Below are 17,868 nucleotides of genomic sequence, written 5' to 3' on the forward strand. Positions count from 1 at the left end.
TCAGTCAACCAACTTACGGCTTTTAAGGCGGTTGGCATTGGTCACCACGGTCAGGGATGAGGCCGCCATGGCAGCCCCTGCCAGAACCGGGCTTAGCAGCACTCCAAACGCTGGATAGAGCACGCCCGCCGCCACCGGAATGCCGAGCACATTGTAAATAAAGGCACCAAAGAGGTTTTGGCGAATATTGCCAAGGGTGGCGCGCGACAGCGCAAAAGCATCGGCAAGGGCTTCAAGCCGCGGTGAAAGCAGGGTCAGAGACGCGCTCTCAATGGCGACATCCGTGCCAGTGCCCATGGCGATGCCCACATCTGCTTCGGCCAGCGCCGGGGCATCGTTAATGCCATCCCCCACCATGGCCACCACTTCGCCAGCCGCCTTAAGACGGGCAACATGCTGATGTTTTTCATCTGGCATCACCCCGGCAATCACTTCATCAATACCTACCTCGCGGCCAACCGCCTCGGCCGTATGCTGGTTATCGCCAGAAAGCAGCACCAAACGCTTACCCTGAGCTTTAAGGCGCGCCATCGCGGTTTTGGCATCGGGGCGAAGCGGGTCGCCAATGCCCAGCAAGGCCACCAGCTCGCCATCCCTTGCCACCAGCACAGGCGTCAACGCTTCAGCAAAAAGGGCATCAAGTTCAGATTCAAGGGCTTCAAGTTTTGACTCAAGGCCAAGGCGCGCCATTAAACGTGGATTGCCGATGTGCCACTCATGGCTGCCATCTGTGGCGGTGACCTTACCCATGAGGCCTTCGCCGGGCAGGTTTTGAAATTCGCTCACAGTAAGTGAAGGCGCATCCGACAGGGCCGCAAGCGCCTCTGACAGCGGGTGGCTGCTGTGGCGCTCAAGGCTGGCAATAACCTGTTTTATATGAGTTTCATCCCCTTTAAACCACAGGGCTTTACTTACCTTAGGTTTGCCCAGCGTCAGGGTGCCGGTTTTATCAAGCACCACTGTGGTAACCTTACTGGCCCGCTCAAGTGCTTCACCGTTTTTAACCAAAATGCCCATGGAGGCGGCGCGCCCTACCCCGACCATAATCGACATGGGCGTGGCAAGTCCAAGGGCACAGGGGCAGGCAATAATCAGCACAGTGGTGAGCACCACCATGGCATGAGACAACGCAGGCGCCGGGCCAACAAAGTACCAGATCAGAGCGGCAATAATGGCAATCGCCACCACCACTGGCACAAATACCGCCGAAATCGCATCAGTCAGCCGGCCTATGGGCAATTTGGAAGTCTGCGCCTCCTCCACCAAGGCGATAATTTTCGACAATCTACTGTCATCGGCCTCGGCGGTCACTTCAATGACCAGACTGCCATTGCCATTGACCGTGCCGGCAAACACGCTCTCGCCTGCAGTTTTGGCCACCGGCAGCGGCTCGCCCGAGAGCATGGACTCATCAAGCAGCGACTCACCTTCGATAACCTTGCCATCGAGGGCAATCCTGTCGCCCGGGCGCACCCGAATAAGGTCATTGAGTGCGATATCTTCAACCTTAACCCAGCGCTCAGTGCCGTTTTCAAGCCGCAGCGCCTCATCGGTTTTCAGCCCAAGCAGTTTGTCCAGCGCCTCGCTGGTTTTGCCCCTCGCCCGCGCCTCCAGCGCATGGCCAAGGTTGATAAGACCCAAAATCATCACGCTCGCTTCGAAATACACATGGCGACTGCCTTCGGGGAACGCCTGTGGCAGCAGCACCAGCGCCATGGAATAGAGCCAGGCTGTGCCTGTGCCCAAGGCTATGAGGGTGTCCATGGTGGCACTTTTGGCCTTTAATGAGCGCCAAAGCCCTTGGTAGAAGTGAGCACCGGTCAGCAGCATAGCAAAAGCTGTTATCAGCCCCACCAGTCCCCAGCCAAGGCGGGTGGCATCGTTCACCATCATCTCACCGCCAAAAAGTCCCCATAACATTAAGGGCACCCCGAGCCCCAGCCCCACAGCTGCCTGCCACAGTCTGGTTCGAAAATGCTGTCCATCATCGCTGACAGGCCTCGGCTGTGCGGTCAGGAGCTCGCCGGGGTAACCAACACCACTGAGCGCGACCGCCACTGCATCGGCGGATAAGCCTTTTACCCGCACCACCTTACGGGACAAATCGACCCGGCCTTCACCACCGGCTGAGCGCAGCGCCGCTTCTATCTTGGCCACACAGCTGGCGCAGCTCATCGAGGGCACGCTGAAGCGCAGTGCCGTGTGAGCGATTGCAGCCGCAGCCGAAGGCTCCCCGGCTGGCACCTTGCCGGCATCAAAGGCCATTTGGTCAGCATCGGGTGCCAACTCCGGCAGCGCTGCTGCCAAAGGTTCATCCATCATCGTTGCGGGATAGCCACCGGCTTCGAGCCGCGCCAGCACATCATTCACATCAATGGTCGACGCTGCACTGATATCGAGCCGCTTACTGGCGGGATCTGTGTGTATTTTCCAGCCTTCTGTGGCCAGCAGCGAGGTGATTTTTTTGCCGCAGCCGCCACATTTCATACCGGGCACGGTGAGATGTACGCTGTTCATATAGGCTCCTTAGGCGAACTTGCAACCGAAACTGAGTTTGCAGGTGAATTCGAGTTGGCTTCAGGTTAAAGTCTCCAGTAACTGGAGAGTCAAGCACAAAAATGCAGCGGACTTTTTAAGGGTTGCCGAAGAGGGATAACAGATGAAAATTGGCGACGTGGCCCGCATCACAGGGCTAAGCGTTAAGAGCATTCGCTATTACCACGATATCGGGCTGGTAACGGCCAACCGCAGTGACAACGGCTATCGGGTGTATGACAAGGCTACGCTGGAGAGCCTGCGCTTTGTGCATCAGTGCCGTGAAATGGGGTTTTCCATTGATGAGTGTCGCAGCCTGCTGGCACTGCAGCAAAATCCGGCACGGGCCGCCGGCGAGGTGAAGGCGCTGGCGGAAGTTCACCTGAGCACGCTGGCGGACAAAATCCGCCGCATGCAGGCGCTTCATAAACAGCTTGGTGAACTGGTTTCGCAGTGTCAGGGCGGCGAGCAAAGCAACTGCCCTATTCTGGCCTCACTTGCCACCGACAACTGAGGCGTAGCTTGAGATCTCAGCAGCCTAAATGCACAGCCGCTTAAGGGCTGACGGGCACAGATTCGGGGTTTTGCAGATTGAGTGCCGGTAAAGTATCGGCCGGGCTGAAACCAAATACCTGGCCATAGAAGCTGAGTTCGTACTCCAATGCCTTGATAAGACTCCCATCTTTCCAATGATTGTGGTTTTCATCGGCAAAGGTCAATAGTGCCACTGGCACCCGGTTTTTCACCAGCGCCTTGTGAATGTCAAGAGTCTGATTGGGTGGCACCACAGTATCCTGCAGCCCCTGCAACAGCAGCAATGGCTTGTTCAGATGATCGAGCTGATGGATAGGCGAGCGGTGACGGTACACATCTCTGTGGGTCGCAATTGGCCCAATGAGTTGATCAAGGTAGTTTTTCTCAAACTTGTGGGTTTCTCCGGCAAGCAGCTCCAGATCGCTTATGCCCGCACGGCTCACCCCAGCCTTAAAGGTGCCGTCATGGGCCAGTGCCGATAATACGGTCAGGCCTCCGGCGCTGGAGCCGGTAATAGCCATCCGGCTGCCATCGACCCAGCCTTTATTCACCAAAAAACGGGCAGCGTTGATGGCATCATCCACATCGGCCTTGCCCCAGTTTCCGTACAAGGATTGACGGTAGGCGCGGCCAAAGCCACTGCTGCCGCGGTAATTCAAATCCAGCACCGCAAAGCCGCGGCTGGTCCAGTATTGAATATCACTGCGATAGGCAAGGCTCGCCTTGGCAGTAGGGCCACCGTGCAACTTAACCAACAGTGGCGGACGTGAGTCCACCAGCCCTTTAAATGATGGATTACGTGGCCAGTAGAAGTATCCCCAGGCACGCATATTGTCGCCAGTGGCAAAGCTGATGCTTTGTGCCCGTGAAATGTACCTTGGATCGAGGGCGGCCAGCTCCGGGGTAAACACCAGCTCCACGCCACGGCCACTGACCCGGTAGATGCCTTTCTCAGTGGTGACCTTATTGCCAATGAAATACACACCGTCACGGCCACCGGTCAGCTGTTTGATTTCACCGAAGTCCACCGCAATGTCTTCGGCGGCGCCGGTATCCAGATGCAAGCGGATAAGCCCGGCTTCACCATTGTGAATATAGCTTGCAATGATGTTATTGTCGCCTTCAAAGGCATAATTGCGCTCACCGAGACGCCAGGCAGGTCCGGCAAAGTCCGCCGCCTTTTTCAGCAGCAGCTCAGGTTTGCCATCCTCTCCCAAGCGGTAAAGGTTCCACCAGTCATCAAAATCGGCAATAAAATACAAACGACCATCGGGGCCGAACATCGGCTGGGTAATGGCCACATTGCCCTCAGTGCCAGCGACGATTTTGGGACTGTGCAGCCGTCCTTTACGGTCAAGCTCACCAAGCCACAGGCGGGTGTTATCCCATGGCATGGCCGGGTTTTCCCAGGTAAGCCAGGCCAGCTGACTGTTATCGCTGTTGATGGCAGGCGAGCTGATAAAATCATGGCCCTCAACGAAGGTGTCGCCTTCTCCGGCAAAGTTCAGGTTGATGGTGACCAAACTCGCTACCGGGGTGCCGGGCTTGCGGTGATCTTCGCGCACACAAATAATGCGCGACCCCTTGGGGTAGGAAATACAGTCGCCATGGCGGGTGCCATTGGGGGTAAGTGCCAGAGGAGGCTGATTGGGGGCAAAGCGGTAAAAGAGTTGATCGCCCTTGGCGGACGCAAACAGGCTCTGGCCAATGCCAAGAAAATCGCCGCCGCCGTATTCGTGTACCCGACTGCCAACATCAAAGCCATCGGGCACTACCGCCGTGACCTTACCGTCGTTTTCCAGCCGCCGAATGGTGGTGGTGCCGCTGTTGCCGTCAAACAGGGAGAAATAAATGAGGTCACCAACGGCTCTGAGTTCAAGCAGCTCATCGGAGCTGGCATAGACGTCAGCAGCCAACAGCGGCGATGCCCAGGTGCCATATTGAGCCGCAACCGGCTCGAATTCAGCACTGACAGGCACAGCCAGCTCTTGCTTCGGCTCGCAGCCCAAAATCAGCCATGTCAGCAGAAACGCCAGCAGGCGCTGCCCGGTACTGAGCCTCATGTCTGTGCTTCCCCCCAAGTCTTCGCTTAGCGAAGTATAAACACCGGGCCGGTCAGCGTTTGAATTTAGTTAGAAACCAGCCCACTACATCTTTTTGTTGTTTGTCGCTCAGGCCAAAATACACGCACACCCAGGGCGACAACAAAAAATACCAGGGGATCACCCGGGTATCTCTGCCGCTGAGCAGCAGATAAAGAAAACCGCCGTAAATCACGACAACACCTGCATAACCTACCCAGAGCATCATCTTTCTGGTGTAGTTTTCCAACCTCGACATCTGCTTTAAGCCCTAGAACAATGACCCAGTGCAAGCGCTTTCGCCTTGCTTTTCAAGACGATTCTACGTCGAATTTCACCCGGCATTGTTCAATTTGGCCAAGCTGATGTCAACGTTATCGCTGAAAATAAAGTATGACAAAAAATAACGGCACCTGCGTCCGTGGACATCAGGTGCCGAAGGCTTTCATCGGGCGAGCAGCCTCATTACGAAGGCCTCACCCCGGCCTGGCGCTTAAAAACGCAGGCCGCCATCGATTTCGAATACCCGGCCGTTCACATAATCGTTTTCGATGATGAAACGCACGGTGGAGGCGATTTCTTCTGCCTGCCCCAGACGACCAACCGGCACCAGCTTCTCAAGACGCTCCAGCGCCTCGGGTTTCATGGCGGCGGTCATCTCGGTGGCAATCACGCCCGGTGCCACTGCCGCAGCGCGGATATTGTGGCGGGCAAGTTCTTTGGCCCAGCCCACGGCCATGGTGGCCACACCGGCTTTGGAGGCGGCGTAGTTGGTCTGACCCATGTTGCCGGAACGCGCCAGGCTGGAGATATTGACAATCACCCCGCCCTCACCGGTTTCAATCATGGCGCAGGCCGCTTCACGGCCGCACAGGAAAGTGCCGGTAAGGTTCACGTTAATTACCGACTGGAACTGCGCCAGCGACATGCGATCGCTGATTACGCCGTCTTTGGCTTTCACCAGCATGCCGTCACGCAGAATACCGGCGTTGTTGATCAGCACATGCACGGCGCCAAAGTCTTCAAGAATGTACTTAAAGCCTGCGGTCACATCTTCTTCGTCGGTGATATCCAGCGCGTAGCCCTGTACCTCGGTGGCATCGCCAATATCGGCGCAGGCACGCTCGAGGCGCTCCTGATCTACATCAATCAGTGCCAGCTTGGCACCGTGAGCGGCCAAGTCTTTGGCCATGGCCAGGCCCAATCCACCGGCACCGCCGGTGATGACCACTACCTTATCCTTCAATTCCATCTTGTATCCTTAGGCTCACTCGCCTTTGGCAAAGTGTTCAAAAATGCTTGAGAAGTCTCGCTTGCCGTTACCAGCGCGGGCATGGGAAACGTACAGACTACGTGCCAGCGCGCCCATGGGGGTGCTTGACTGGCTGCTGAGCGCCGCTTCCTGGGACAGCCCCAAATCCTTCACCATCAGGTCAACCATAAAGCCGCCCTGATAGCCCTTGGATGATGGCACTGTGTCCATCACACCCGGGCAAGGGTTGTATTTTTCCAGCGTCCAGTTGCCGCCGCTGGACACCTTCATGATGTCAGACAGCACCCTGGGATCGAGCCCATGGTCAATCCCCAGCGACAGCGCCTCGCTGGTGCCCACCATCAATACCGACAGCAGCATGTTATTACAAATCTTGGCCACCTGACCGGCGCCAGGGCCACCAGCGTGGAAAATATTGGCGCCCAAATTGCCCAGCACTACTTTGGCTGCCTCAAATGCGGTATCTGTGCCACCACAGATAAAGGTAAGGGTGCCCGCCGCCGCGCCTGCAGTACCGCCGGAAACAGGCGCATCGATAAACTCGAGCCCCTTGGCAGCAGCTGCTTCGGCCACAATCCGCGCGCTGTCGGCATCTATGGTGGAGCAGTCTATCAAGAGACAACCTGCTTTCACCACCTCAATCAAACCTTTAGCTGCATCTGTACCCAGGTAGAGGCCACGTACATGCTTACCGGCAGGCAACATGCTCACCACCACATCGGCGTCACTGGCGATATCCTGAGCAGAATCCCCGCTGCCCGCGCCCTGTGCTTTTAAAGCCTCAACGGCGGCGGGATTTAAATCGAATACCTTCACCTGATGGCCGGCTTTGAGCAAATTGGCCGCCATAGGGCCACCCATATTACCAAGGCCGATAAACGCTACGTTTGCCATACACTCACTCCTTGAAATCATCACCCAAGTGCGCACCGCGCCGCTCGGAAAAACCTCCACCGCTTAGCTTAGCCAGCGGATTAAAATCGATATTACAGATTGTCCAGTGGATGGGCGCCGCCCTCCCAGGGGGAGGTCAACAGCCGTTCCAGCACGTCCTCGGGCACCGAGGCCACATCGGCAAACTGCCACTTGGGATTACGGTCTTTGTCTATCAGCAGCGCACGCACCCCTTCGACAAAATCGCCATGGGCGCAGCAATTGACACTGACACCCAGCTCCCAATGGAAGCAATCATCCAGCGGCAATTCATCGCCGATAATCGCCTGATGCCAGATGATATGGGCACTTAAGGGGCTGCCAGCCAGGAAGGTGTCACGGGCACGCATAAAGTGCGGCGCGCCCTCTTCATCCAGTGCCTTGAAGCGCTGGGCTATGTCGGTCAACTCCCCTTCACACAGGGCCGAAATCGTCTCGTGATGGGCCTTTAAGAAACTCTCCTGCGCCGGCACCTCACGGGCACACAACACTGCTGACAAACGGCCGTGGTTGGCGCTGGCGTCCTCATCCCACATGACTTCGGCGAGGGCGTCGAGCAGTGGCTCTTTATCATCGCTGCGAAGCAGATAATTGGCAGTACCGGCAAACAGCGCATCGGCGCCATTCATTTGAAATGCCGTCAGCCCCAGAAACAGGCCGATTTTCTCTGGCATATGAGCCAAAAAGAAGGTGCCGCCCACATCGGGGTAAAGACCTATGGTAATTTCCGGCATCGCGATGCGGGAGCGCTCGGTAGCAATACGATGGCTGGCACCGGCCATCAGGCCAAGGCCGCCGCCCATGACTATGCCATCGCCCCACACCATAAGGGGTTTGCCGAATTCATGGATAAGATAGTCGAGGCGATATTCCTCTTCGAAAAACACCTTGGCCAGGGTATCGACACTGCCGGGGGCCTCTTTGCTGGCCTGATACAGCGCCCGCACATCGCCACCGGCACAAAAGGCTTTTTCACCGGCGCCGTCGAGCAGCACCATGGCAATGTCATCATCGGTTTGCCAGGCCTTCAACTGAGCATTCAGGGCCCACACCATATCCAAATCCAGCGCATTGAGGGCGGCTTCCACATTGAGGGTGGCCACACCTATTTGCTTGCCTGAGACGGTGCCCAGAGTCTGAAAAACAACTTTCTGTGTCATGCTGTCTCCTTGCGTATCAGCGTCCAAGGCATGGCCTCAGCGGTTTTTCCATACAGCGGCACGCTTCTCGAGGAAGGCATTAACCCCTTCGGCCTGATCTTCAGTATCAAAAAGTCCGATAAAAAGTTCACGCTCGATTGGCAGCGCCTGGGTACGCGGCATACTGCGACCACTTTGAATCAGCTTTTTGCACACCGCCACGGCCGACGGACTTTGTTTGGCTACCTTGGCGGCCAGAGCAATGGCGGCATCGAGCGCTTCACCGGTTTCCACCACTTCTTCCACCAGCCCAAGATTCAGTGCCTTGGTGGCATCAATACGCTCGCCGCAGAGGATCATGCGCTTGGCCCAGCCCTCGCCCACCAGCGCAGTCAGGTTTTGCGTGCCACCGGCGCAGGGCAACAGGCCCACAGTGGCTTCCGGCAACGCCATCACCGCCTGAATTTCGGCGATACGGATATCACAGGCCAGCGCCACTTCTAGGCCACCGCCCATGGCATAGCCATTGATGGCGGCAATGGACACACCACGAAACGCACTCAAGGTCTCGAACGCTTCACCAAAGGCCTTGGCCATGGTTGCAGCGTTGCCTTTATCACCATCGGCAAAGAGTTTTAAGTCGGCGCCGGCGGAGAAAAACTTCTGCCCTTCGCCGGTCAGCACCAGCGCATAAATCTCGCTGTTGTCATTAAGCTCGAGTACCTTTTCCTTCAGCTCATTCAGGCTCTCGCGGGTCCAGGTGTTGGCCGGTGGATTGCTGATGGTGAGAATGGCGGCGTTGCCTTCGATACGTTCAATCAAAAAAGCCATGGCAATAATTCCTTATTCTGTCGAAGTCTCGGGTCCAAATCAGAGAATGTCGTGGGCGTTTTCGTCCAGCAGGCGACGGGAGATGATAAGGCGCATGATCTCGTTGGTGCCTTCCAGAATTTGATGCACCCGCACATCGCGGAAATGACGCTCCAGCGGATACTCACGGATATAACCATAGCCGCCATGAATTTGCAGTGCAGCATCGCACACCGCAAAGCCGATGTCGGTGGCAAAACGCTTGGCCATGGCACAGTATGCGGTGGCTTCAGGGTCCTGGCTGTCAAGTTTAAAAGCGGCCAGACGCACCATTTGACGGGCAGCCACCAGCTCGGTGGCCATGTCGGCAAGCTTGAACTGCAGCGCCTGGAAGGCCGCCAGAGGTTTTCCAAACTGTTTGCGCTCGTTCATATAAGCGATTGAACGCTCAAGAGCAGCCTGTGCCGTGCCCACAGAGCAGGTCGCGATATTGATACGGCCGCCATCCAGGCCCTTCATGGCAAAGGTAAAGCCCTGGCCTTCATCGCCCAGCAGGTTTTGTACCGGCACCCGCACGTTTTCAAAGGTAATAAGGCGGGTTGGCTGGGCATTCCAGCCCATCTTGTCTTCGGCCTTGCCGTAAATCACCCCTTCGGCATCGGCGGGAATGGCGATGGCAGAAATGCCCTTGGGACCGGCTTCGCCGGTGCGGCACATCACCACCAGAAGCTCGGTGGCACCGGCGCCTGAGATAAACATCTTGCTGCCGTTTATCACATATTCGTCGCCCTCACGCACCGCCTTGGTGGTAAGCGAAGCGGCATCACTGCCGGCACCGGGTTCGGTGAGGCAATAGGACGCGAGCTTGGCACCCGTGGTTAAAGCCTCGGACCACTCGGCGCGAAACGCTTCAGTGCCCCAGGTCGTCACCATCCAGGTGGCCATATTGTGAATGGTCAACATTGCGGTGGTGGCGGTACAACCTTTTGAAAGCTCTTCAAAAATGATGGAAGAGTCGAGCCGTGACAGGCCCATGCCACCTTCGGACTCGGGTGAGTATAGTGAGCAAAAACCCAGCTCACCGGCCTTTTGAATAACGTCTTTCGGGAAATGATGTTCTTCGTCCCACTTACCGGCGAAGGGGGTGAGCTCATCTGCGGCGAACTGGCGGGCAAGTTCGGCGAACTGGCGTTGATCTTCGTTTAAATTGAAATCCATCTTGACTGCTCCCGTGACTCTGGGGTCACTTCATGTGATGGCCGGCGATAACGCCGGCCTGCCTGTTTTTAAGTTGCTGTCTTGTTGTCTGATAGGTCTGCACCAACCCCGGCGCTTAGCGCAGGGCGATGGTCATATTGGGGCCATGGGGAATATCGTCTTCAAACCAGCGACAGGTGATGGTCTTGGTCTCGGTAAAGAAACGCACCGCCTGCTTGCCATAGGCGTGCTGATCGCCGTAGAAGCTGCCTTTCCAACCGGTGAAGGAGAAAAATGGCAGCGGCACAGGGATAGGCACGTTAATCCCCACCTGACCCACTTCGATTTCGTGCTGGTATTTACGGGCGGCGGCGCCACTGGCGGTGAAGATAGAGGTGCCGTTGCCGTAGGGTGATTTGTTCACCAGCTCAATGGCCTCTTCCAGTTCGTCCACTTCCATGCAGCACAGCACAGGGCCGAAAATTTCTTCTTTGTAGATGCTCATGTCGGTGGTGACCTTGTCGAACATGGTAGGACCAACCCAGTTGCCGGACTCATAGCCTGCAACGGTGAAATCAGAGCCATCCAACAGACACTCTGCGCCCTCGGCCTTGCCCTGGGCGATAAGTTTCAGCACCCGCTCTTTGGCGGCAGGGCTGATAAGCGGGCCGTAACCTGCGTCTTTATCATCCCACAGACCCGGACGCACCTTGGAAAGCGCCTCTTTAAGCTCGGGGATCCACTCTTTGGCGGCGCCCACAAATACGGCCACAGATATCGCCATACAGCGCTGACCGGCAGCGCCCACTGAGGCGCCCACCAGGTTATTGATCACCTGCTGCTTGTTGGCATCCGGCATGATCACGCAGTGGTTCTTGGCACCGGCAAAGGCCTGCACCCGCTTTAAGTTATCGGTCCCCGTCTTATACACGTACTGGCCCACACCCACAGAGCCCACAAAAGAAATGGCCTTTATATCAGGATGGGTCAGCAGAATGTCCACAGCACTCTTGTCGCCATGAACCAATTGCAGCACGCCCTTGGGGGCTCCTGCCTGTTCAAACAGCTCGGCCAGACGCTGAGGGGTCATGGGGTCTTGCTCGGAAGGCTTGAGCACAAAGGTGTTACCGCAGGCGATGGCAAGCGGGAACATCCACAGCGGGATCATCGCCGGGAAGTTAAATGGGGTAATACCGGCGCACACGCCCAGCGGCTGGGTGTAGGAATAGGTGTCGATTTTACGGGCCACGTTTTCAACGGTTTCGCCCATCAGCAGCGAAGCGATATTGCAGGCATGCTCGGCCACTTCAATGCCGCGCCACACATCGCCTTTTGCATCTTCAAAGGTCTTGCCGGTTTCCTTGGCAAGAATGGTGGCCAGTTCGTCGTGGTGCTCTTTGAGCAGCGCCTGATAGCGCAGCATCACCCGGGCACGCTCTGACACAGGTACTTCCTTCCAGCTTTGGAACGCCGCCTTGGCACTGGCAATAGCGCCATGCACTTCGTCATCGCTGGCACAGCGCACCTGGGCAATCGGCTGATTGTTGGCCGGGTTGGTGACTGTAATTACCCGTTCACCTTGTCCCAGGGTGAACTCGCCATCGATGTAATGCTTAACTTGTGTGGTCATATCGCTTCCTTTTGAGGGTCAGAGGTCGCGGCGCGCCTTATAGGAATTATGAATGGCTGCGCCCGCTCGCTCCTGATGTCTTGTTGATTGCTGCTTGCAAGAGTCCTGAATAATTACACTTCGATGGCCATGGCAGTGGCTTCGCCGCCGCCGATACACAGCGAGGCAACGCCACGCTTAAGGCCTCGGGCCTTAAGGGCGTGAATGAGGGTCACCAGTACCCGGGCACCGGAGCAGCCGATGGGGTGACCAAGGGCACAGGCACCGCCATTGACGTTTACCTTGGCGGCATCGAGCTGAAGTTCGCTGATGGCCAGCATGGTTACCATGGCGAAGGCTTCATTGATTTCAAACAAATCCACCTCATCCTTGTTCCAGCCCACATTGGCCAGCAGCTTGTTCATCGCGCCAACCGGCGCTGTGGTGAACATGGCGGGCTCCTGAGCGTGGGTGCTGTGGCCCTTGATAGTGGCAAGTACGCTCAAGCCCAGGGCATCAGCCTGTTCACGGCTCATCAGCATCAGCGCGGCGGCGCCGTCGGAGATGGAGGATGAGTTGGCGGCTGTGATGGTGCCGTCTTTGGCGAAGGCCGGACGCAGAGTAGGAATTTTTTCGGGGCGGGCGTTGCCTGGCTGCTCGTCAACTTTCACTTCCACATCGCCTTTGCGGCTGGACACAATCACGGGTACGATTTCTGCTTCAAAAGCACCTGAGTTGATGGCGGCATTGGCTTTTTCCAGTGAGCTTAACGCAAAGGCGTCCATCGACTCGCGGGTCAGGCCATAGTCGTCGGCTGTCTTTTGGGCGAACGTGCCCATGGCACCGCCGGTGTAGGCGTCTTCAAGGCCATCGAGGAACATATGATCCAGCACCTTGCCATGGCCCATGCGCATGCCACCACGGGCCTTATCGAGCAGGTATGGCGCCTGACTCATGCTTTCCATACCACCGGCAATCACCACATTGGCGCTGCCTGCTTTGATAAGGTCATGGGCCAGCATCACGGTTTTCATGCCCGAGCCACACACCTTGTTGACTGTGGAAGCACCCACAGACAGCGGCAAACCGGCACCCAGTGCAGCCTGACGCGCAGGCGCCTGACCCAAACCTGCGGGCAGCACGCAGCCCATCAGCAGCTCGTCGACTTTGTCAGCAGCAATGCCGGTGTCATCCAGCAGGGCTTTCACTGCGGTGGCGGCCAGTTTGGGTGATGCCACCTCTGACAAACTGCCCTGAAAACCGCCCATGGCAGTACGCTTTGCCGCGACAATGACGATATCCGATACGCTCATTTTCTGACTCCAATTGCTTGTCGTGCCCGATCCAAAACAACGGGCAAATGTGATTGCTGTCGCAGTTTGCGACCCGATGCATTGAATGTGACGTTTACGCGAACGTAAAGCAAGTGGAAATTGGTCTAAGATTGCGCTTTTTCTGGCAGAGGCTTTGTCACTCTGGATTTACACCCGGGGTTGCTGTGGCGCGGCGAAGGAGAGCAGATAAACAAAAAGGCCGGTATTCACCGGCCTTTTTGTTTATCTATCAGGACCTTTCGCCCTCTTCCCAGGGGGTAATGGCGCTCATGTCCGACAAATCATAGGGCGTCAACTGGTACACATAGTAGTTAAGCCAGTTACTGACCAGCAGGCTGCCATGGCCATGCCAGCGGGCCACCGGCGCCTGGGCCGGGTCGTCGTTGCGAAAGTAATTTCTGGGAACTTCCGGGTCGATACCGGCAGCCAAATCCCGATGATATTCATCACTTAAGGTGGATTTTTGGTATTCGGGGTGACCAATCACAAACAGATTGCGATTATCGCGGCTCAGCACCAGATAGGCACCAGCCTCTTCAGATTCGGCCAGCACCTGCAACTCAGGATGAGCATGCAGCTCGGCCACCGGAATTTCGGCATAGCGGGAATGGGGCGCGAAAAACTCTTCATCGAAACCGCGCAGCAGCGGATGATGCTCACAGCTTCGGGTATGAACAAACACCCCGGAGCGTTTGGTTTCAAGCAGTTGCCGCTTAACGCCATACAGATGATACAGCCCGGCATGGGCCGCCCAGCACAGGAACAGCACTGAGGTCACATGGCTTTGCGACCAGTCGATGATTTCGCGAATATGGTCCCAGTAAGTCACATCTTCAAAATCGAGCTGCCCCAGGGGCGCACCTGTGATGATAAGACCGTCGTAATTCTTGTGGCGAACATCCTCAAAGTCGCGATAAAAGGTGTTCATATGGTCGACTGAGGTGTGGCGGGACTCTTTGTCGTGAATACGCAGCAAGTCCACATCCACCTGCAAAGGCGTGTTGCCAAGCAGGCGCAGCAGTTGGGTCTCAGTCTCAATCTTATTGGGCATCAGATTGAGAATAAGCACCTTCATCGGACGTATGTCCTGATTGGCCGCCCGAGTCTCGGACATCACAAAGATATTTTCAGCTGACAGAATTTCTGCCGCTGGCAGGTTATCTGGGATCTTAACCGGCATACCGCGCCTCTCGATTGATTAAATCCGCGGGCGCCGCTGCCGGTTACCCCGGCTCAACGCCCTACTTTCTCCAGCATCACCGACATACCGGTGGGCTGATTGAGATCCACTGTGTAGCTTTGCGTGTTGATAAACAAAAGCTTATCGTCTTTGGTTATCCGCGCACCTATGGCATAGGTGTGCCCTGGCTTAAACTGATCGCGCTTGAACACGAACAGAAAGTCCTTTGGCACCGCCTGCACAGTTACCGCCATCTCACCCAGCACTTCGGCAGCCACATCCATACGGGATACATCCTGCACCTGTACCGTGAGCACAGACTCCGGCGGCAGCGCGATACGCTCGCGAAACCACACACTGCCACTGATCTCCACATTGTTGTCAGTGGAGGCGCAACCTGTCAGTCCTGCTGCCCCTATCATGGCAGCCATTGGCAGGGCGGCGCTCAGTAACCATTTCTTCATCATTGGATCCTCCCAGATCATACATCAAGACTTCCGGATGTCTATACATCCATTATTGAATCTTGTTCACCTGTGGCTTTAGCCCTATCATGTTAGCCTCAGTTCACGGCAAAAATACTTTATGACTCAAGCAACTGCGATAATTGTGGGCGCCAGCTCACAACTTGGACGCGAATTAGTGATCCAGCTCTCACAGGAAGGCACCCGCCTCGGTCTGTTGGTGCCGGAACCCGACGCCATGAACGACTTTATCGGTTCACTCCCAGAACAAAACCGAGCCGATATCACTGTGGCTGCCTTGCCTATCACGGAGCCAGAGGCCGCTGCCCACGCCATTGAATCCCTGTGGCAACAGCTTGGCGGCGCCCATTTGGTGCTGGTCAATACCGGCCTCAACAGCTACCACCCGGATCTGCCCTGGCAAATGGAAGCCGATATCATCAAGGTAAACGTGCAGGGCTTTGCGCTGATTTGCAATACGGCCTTTCGATTACTTCGCGAACAAGGTTACGGCCAGTTGGCGGCGATTAACTCCATCGCCGGTCAGCGTGGCGGCCCGGCAGTGGCTTACCATGCCTCCAAGGCCTTTGCGCAAAATTACCTTGAGGGCCTGTCGATGCATGCCCAGCGGCTGAAGCTGCCGATTACCATCACAGATCTGCAAATGGGCCTGCTGGATAAAGCGGCGATGCAACAAAGCCAGTTTTGGTTGCCGCCACTGCCCAAGGTGGCAGCGCAAATCATCCGGGCACTGAAAAAAGGCAAGCGACGGGCCTATATCACCCGCCGCTGGGCGCTGGTGGCCTGGCTTACCCGGCTACTGCCCGAGTATATCTACAACACCCGCCACTGGAAGAAAAAGGCTAAGCACTAATCCCTTTACTCTCTGAAAAACAAACACAAAAAAGGCGCCATCGGCGCCTTTTTTCTCCAAGGTTTGCAGGGAAGGGAAAACCTTAGAACTTGTAACCTACGCTCACCATGTAAACCCATGGGTTGATGTCGGTCTTCACAGACTGTGCTTCGCCGCCCAGGTTGAATTTCACGTCAGTGCTGATGTCGGCATACCATACAGAAGCGTTCAGCATCCAGTTCTTGTTGAAGCTGTAGTCAAAACCGGCTTGAGCAGCCCAACCGATAGAGGTGGACAGGCTCAGATCAGTCAGGGCGCCATCCAGATCGTTGGTGAATTCGTTGTCAAAGAAGTTGGTGTAGTTCACACCCACACCCACATATGGGCGGAAGGCAGAGTTGGCATTGCCGAAGTAGTACTGAGCAACCAGAGTGGGTGGCAGGTGCTTGGTTTCAGCGATTTTGCCCAGCGCGCCCAGAGACACGTCGTGGCTGAATGGGGTAGCGGCCAGCAGTTCGATAGCCCAGTTGTCGGTCAGCATGTAGCCGAAGTTCAGACCCAGCTGAGTGTTGTTGCTTACGCCAAACTCGGCCACACCGGCAACCACAGGGCTTGATTCTTCAGGGGCAACAGTCACAGCACCGGCACGAACGATGATATCACCGGCCTGATGCGCCATGGCAGAAACAGAAACAACAGACAGCAGGGAGGCGGCAATCAGACCAGACAGATAAGATTTCTTCATCATTTACTCCATTAACCACGTGGGCTTTGTTATTTTCAGTTACATCCGTAACAATTGGGGCCTAGCCTGCCAGACGATGACGTTAACTTTCTTGATCCAAATCAACGCCCAAGCCTGATACCCCGTTTGAGGTATCGCCCACGCGATCCAGCTCACACAATCAAGCCAAAATGTCTGGCTGATTTTATTGCCTGATGACCTGAAAAGCCCTCATACAACATGGCGTTCCATATAATTTGTTCGATTGCCTGTTCGATAGCCCAGTCAATAGCCCTTTCAATAGCCCATGCGCGGCAACATGGCGTTAGGGTTACCAGAGCAATGCAGCAGTGGATAAATGCGGGAGCGTGAAAAGCACAGCTGAAAGGCGCAGGAGACCTGTGCAAGCGACTTATGTAAAAGACTTATACAAACGACTTATACAAACAAAATGTGCAAACGAAATGTGCAAACAAACTGTGCAACCGCGGCGCGCCGGAGTCATTCACTCAGCAGTAAGGGGATATTTATTTAGCCCTTAGCAACATCAACCGTGAGTCTGGGGAAGCGTCTTAGCCAGTCTTTTTGTGCCAGGCGCTGCTGGAATACGGCCAGAGACCGCCCGGGAGCAGGAGTCAGCTTGAGGGCAAACAAGGACTCAAGCCCCCAGGCTGATTGAAACTCAAGCTCACCATCCGGGTTTAACCTCACCCCCACCGCGGTTTCCTGCTCCGGCCAGGCGGCCATGGCTTCGACGAGTGAAGCATAAGGGGCATCGCCATGCTTCAGGTGCATGCGGCTCTGATTTTTAACTTCCCAGGGAATGTCGACAGTTAGGTTATCAGGGATTTCAGCGGCTGACGCCCGGCTCCGGGTCAGGGCTGCGCTTTTGAGTGCCAACAGCAGCCGCTGCTCCTGATGCTTTGCCGTTTGGCTATTGCCATCATCTGGCCTCTCGGTATTAAGCGCGCTGTTTTCCCTTTGCGACAAGCCCATAAAAATCAGGTCGACGTCATTGAGGGGCGAGTGGGCAGCGTTATGCAAGTGGTCCCACACGGCATTTCGCACAAAGCCTGCCGCCAGCAGGTAGTCGCTTATCCCCTCGGCAAGGCAGGCCTCCCGCGCAATCTCGAGGCAGGCAAGACGCCTGGGATCGGCCCGTAAAATGGCGCCAAGCCTGGCCTCAAGGGCGTGGGTCATAC

The 17,868-nt window shown here is 56.1% G+C and carries 16 protein-coding genes; 2 read left to right on the forward strand and 14 right to left on the reverse strand.

Annotated elements, in window-relative coordinates; translation table 11 throughout:
* Positions 1 to 2,175 (reverse strand): heavy metal translocating P-type ATPase, encoded by a 2,175-nt coding sequence (locus MJ923_RS19885; RefSeq protein ID WP_240592609.1) that lies wholly within the window; start codon positions 2,173 to 2,175, stop codon positions 1 to 3.
* A 484-nt stretch (positions 2,176 to 2,659) separates the two neighbouring features.
* Here MJ923_RS19885 and MJ923_RS19890 point away from each other — a divergent pair, with 484 nt between their 5' ends.
* On the forward strand, positions 2,660 to 3,049 hold the full coding sequence (locus MJ923_RS19890; protein WP_240592580.1) for a MerR family DNA-binding protein: 390 nt from the start codon (positions 2,660 to 2,662) through the stop codon (positions 3,047 to 3,049).
* A gap of 40 nt (positions 3,050 to 3,089) precedes the next feature.
* Here the strand turns inward: MJ923_RS19890 and MJ923_RS19895 are convergent, their stop codons facing one another.
* The 11 genes from MJ923_RS19895 to MJ923_RS19945 form a co-directional block, all read right to left on the reverse strand.
* A complete protein-coding gene (locus MJ923_RS19895; protein ID WP_240592581.1) occupies positions 3,090 to 5,132 on the reverse strand; it encodes a S9 family peptidase in 2,043 nt (680 codons plus the stop codon).
* 52 nt (positions 5,133 to 5,184) lie between these two features.
* Positions 5,185 to 5,376, reverse strand: coding sequence for a hypothetical protein (locus MJ923_RS19900; RefSeq protein WP_240592610.1), 192 nt, complete (start codon positions 5,374 to 5,376; stop codon positions 5,185 to 5,187).
* Between the two features lie 267 nt (positions 5,377 to 5,643).
* Positions 5,644 to 6,402: an SDR family oxidoreductase gene (locus MJ923_RS19905; protein ID WP_240592582.1), complete on the reverse strand. Its 759-nt coding sequence runs from the start codon at positions 6,400 to 6,402 to the stop codon at positions 5,644 to 5,646.
* A gap of 15 nt (positions 6,403 to 6,417) precedes the next feature.
* Positions 6,418 to 7,317 carry a 3-hydroxyisobutyrate dehydrogenase gene (gene mmsB / locus MJ923_RS19910; protein WP_240592583.1) on the reverse strand — a complete coding sequence of 300 codons (900 nt, stop codon included), beginning with the start codon at positions 7,315 to 7,317 and terminating at the stop codon, positions 6,418 to 6,420.
* Between the two features lie 92 nt (positions 7,318 to 7,409).
* The gene (locus MJ923_RS19915; RefSeq protein WP_240592584.1) at positions 7,410 to 8,516 is read right to left on the reverse strand and encodes an enoyl-CoA hydratase/isomerase family protein; all 1,107 of its coding nucleotides are present in this window, start codon (positions 8,514 to 8,516) and stop codon (positions 7,410 to 7,412) included.
* A 36-nt stretch (positions 8,517 to 8,552) separates the two neighbouring features.
* Complete coding sequence (locus MJ923_RS19920) at positions 8,553 to 9,326, reverse strand: enoyl-CoA hydratase (protein ID WP_240592585.1); 774 nt, start codon at positions 9,324 to 9,326, stop codon at positions 8,553 to 8,555.
* Positions 9,327 to 9,365: 39 nt separating this feature from the next.
* Positions 9,366 to 10,523 (reverse strand): acyl-CoA dehydrogenase family protein, encoded by a 1,158-nt coding sequence (locus tag MJ923_RS19925; RefSeq protein WP_240592586.1) that lies wholly within the window; start codon positions 10,521 to 10,523, stop codon positions 9,366 to 9,368.
* A 115-nt stretch (positions 10,524 to 10,638) separates the two neighbouring features.
* Entirely contained in the window at positions 10,639 to 12,132 is a 1,494-nt protein-coding gene (locus MJ923_RS19930) for a CoA-acylating methylmalonate-semialdehyde dehydrogenase (protein WP_240592587.1), read from the reverse strand.
* A gap of 113 nt (positions 12,133 to 12,245) precedes the next feature.
* Positions 12,246 to 13,424, reverse strand: a complete 1,179-nt coding sequence (locus MJ923_RS19935) for a thiolase family protein (protein WP_240592588.1) — start codon at positions 13,422 to 13,424, stop codon at positions 12,246 to 12,248.
* A gap of 250 nt (positions 13,425 to 13,674) precedes the next feature.
* Complete coding sequence (gene metA / locus MJ923_RS19940; protein ID WP_240592589.1) at positions 13,675 to 14,625, reverse strand: homoserine O-acetyltransferase MetA; 951 nt, start codon at positions 14,623 to 14,625, stop codon at positions 13,675 to 13,677.
* A 53-nt stretch (positions 14,626 to 14,678) separates the two neighbouring features.
* Positions 14,679 to 15,089, reverse strand: a complete 411-nt coding sequence (locus tag MJ923_RS19945; protein ID WP_240592611.1) for a YbaY family lipoprotein — start codon at positions 15,087 to 15,089, stop codon at positions 14,679 to 14,681.
* A 121-nt stretch (positions 15,090 to 15,210) separates the two neighbouring features.
* Here MJ923_RS19945 and MJ923_RS19950 point away from each other — a divergent pair, with 121 nt between their 5' ends.
* Positions 15,211 to 15,963 carry an SDR family NAD(P)-dependent oxidoreductase gene (locus MJ923_RS19950; RefSeq protein ID WP_240592590.1) on the forward strand — a complete coding sequence of 251 codons (753 nt, stop codon included), beginning with the start codon at positions 15,211 to 15,213 and terminating at the stop codon, positions 15,961 to 15,963.
* A gap of 82 nt (positions 15,964 to 16,045) precedes the next feature.
* Here the strand turns inward: MJ923_RS19950 and ompW are convergent, their stop codons facing one another.
* Together ompW and MJ923_RS19960 are read right to left on the reverse strand one after the other, a co-directional pair.
* Positions 16,046 to 16,690: an outer membrane protein OmpW gene (ompW, locus tag MJ923_RS19955; protein ID WP_240592591.1), complete on the reverse strand. Its 645-nt coding sequence runs from the start codon at positions 16,688 to 16,690 to the stop codon at positions 16,046 to 16,048.
* A 507-nt stretch (positions 16,691 to 17,197) separates the two neighbouring features.
* Positions 17,198 to 17,866: a nucleotidyltransferase family protein gene (locus MJ923_RS19960; protein ID WP_240592592.1), complete on the reverse strand. Its 669-nt coding sequence runs from the start codon at positions 17,864 to 17,866 to the stop codon at positions 17,198 to 17,200.
* Positions 17,867 to 17,868 lie beyond the last annotated feature (2 nt).

Origin of the sequence: Shewanella zhuhaiensis (assembly GCF_022484835.1) — a bacterium.
GTDB classification, from domain to species: Bacteria; Pseudomonadota; Gammaproteobacteria; order Enterobacterales; family Shewanellaceae; genus Shewanella; species Shewanella khirikhana.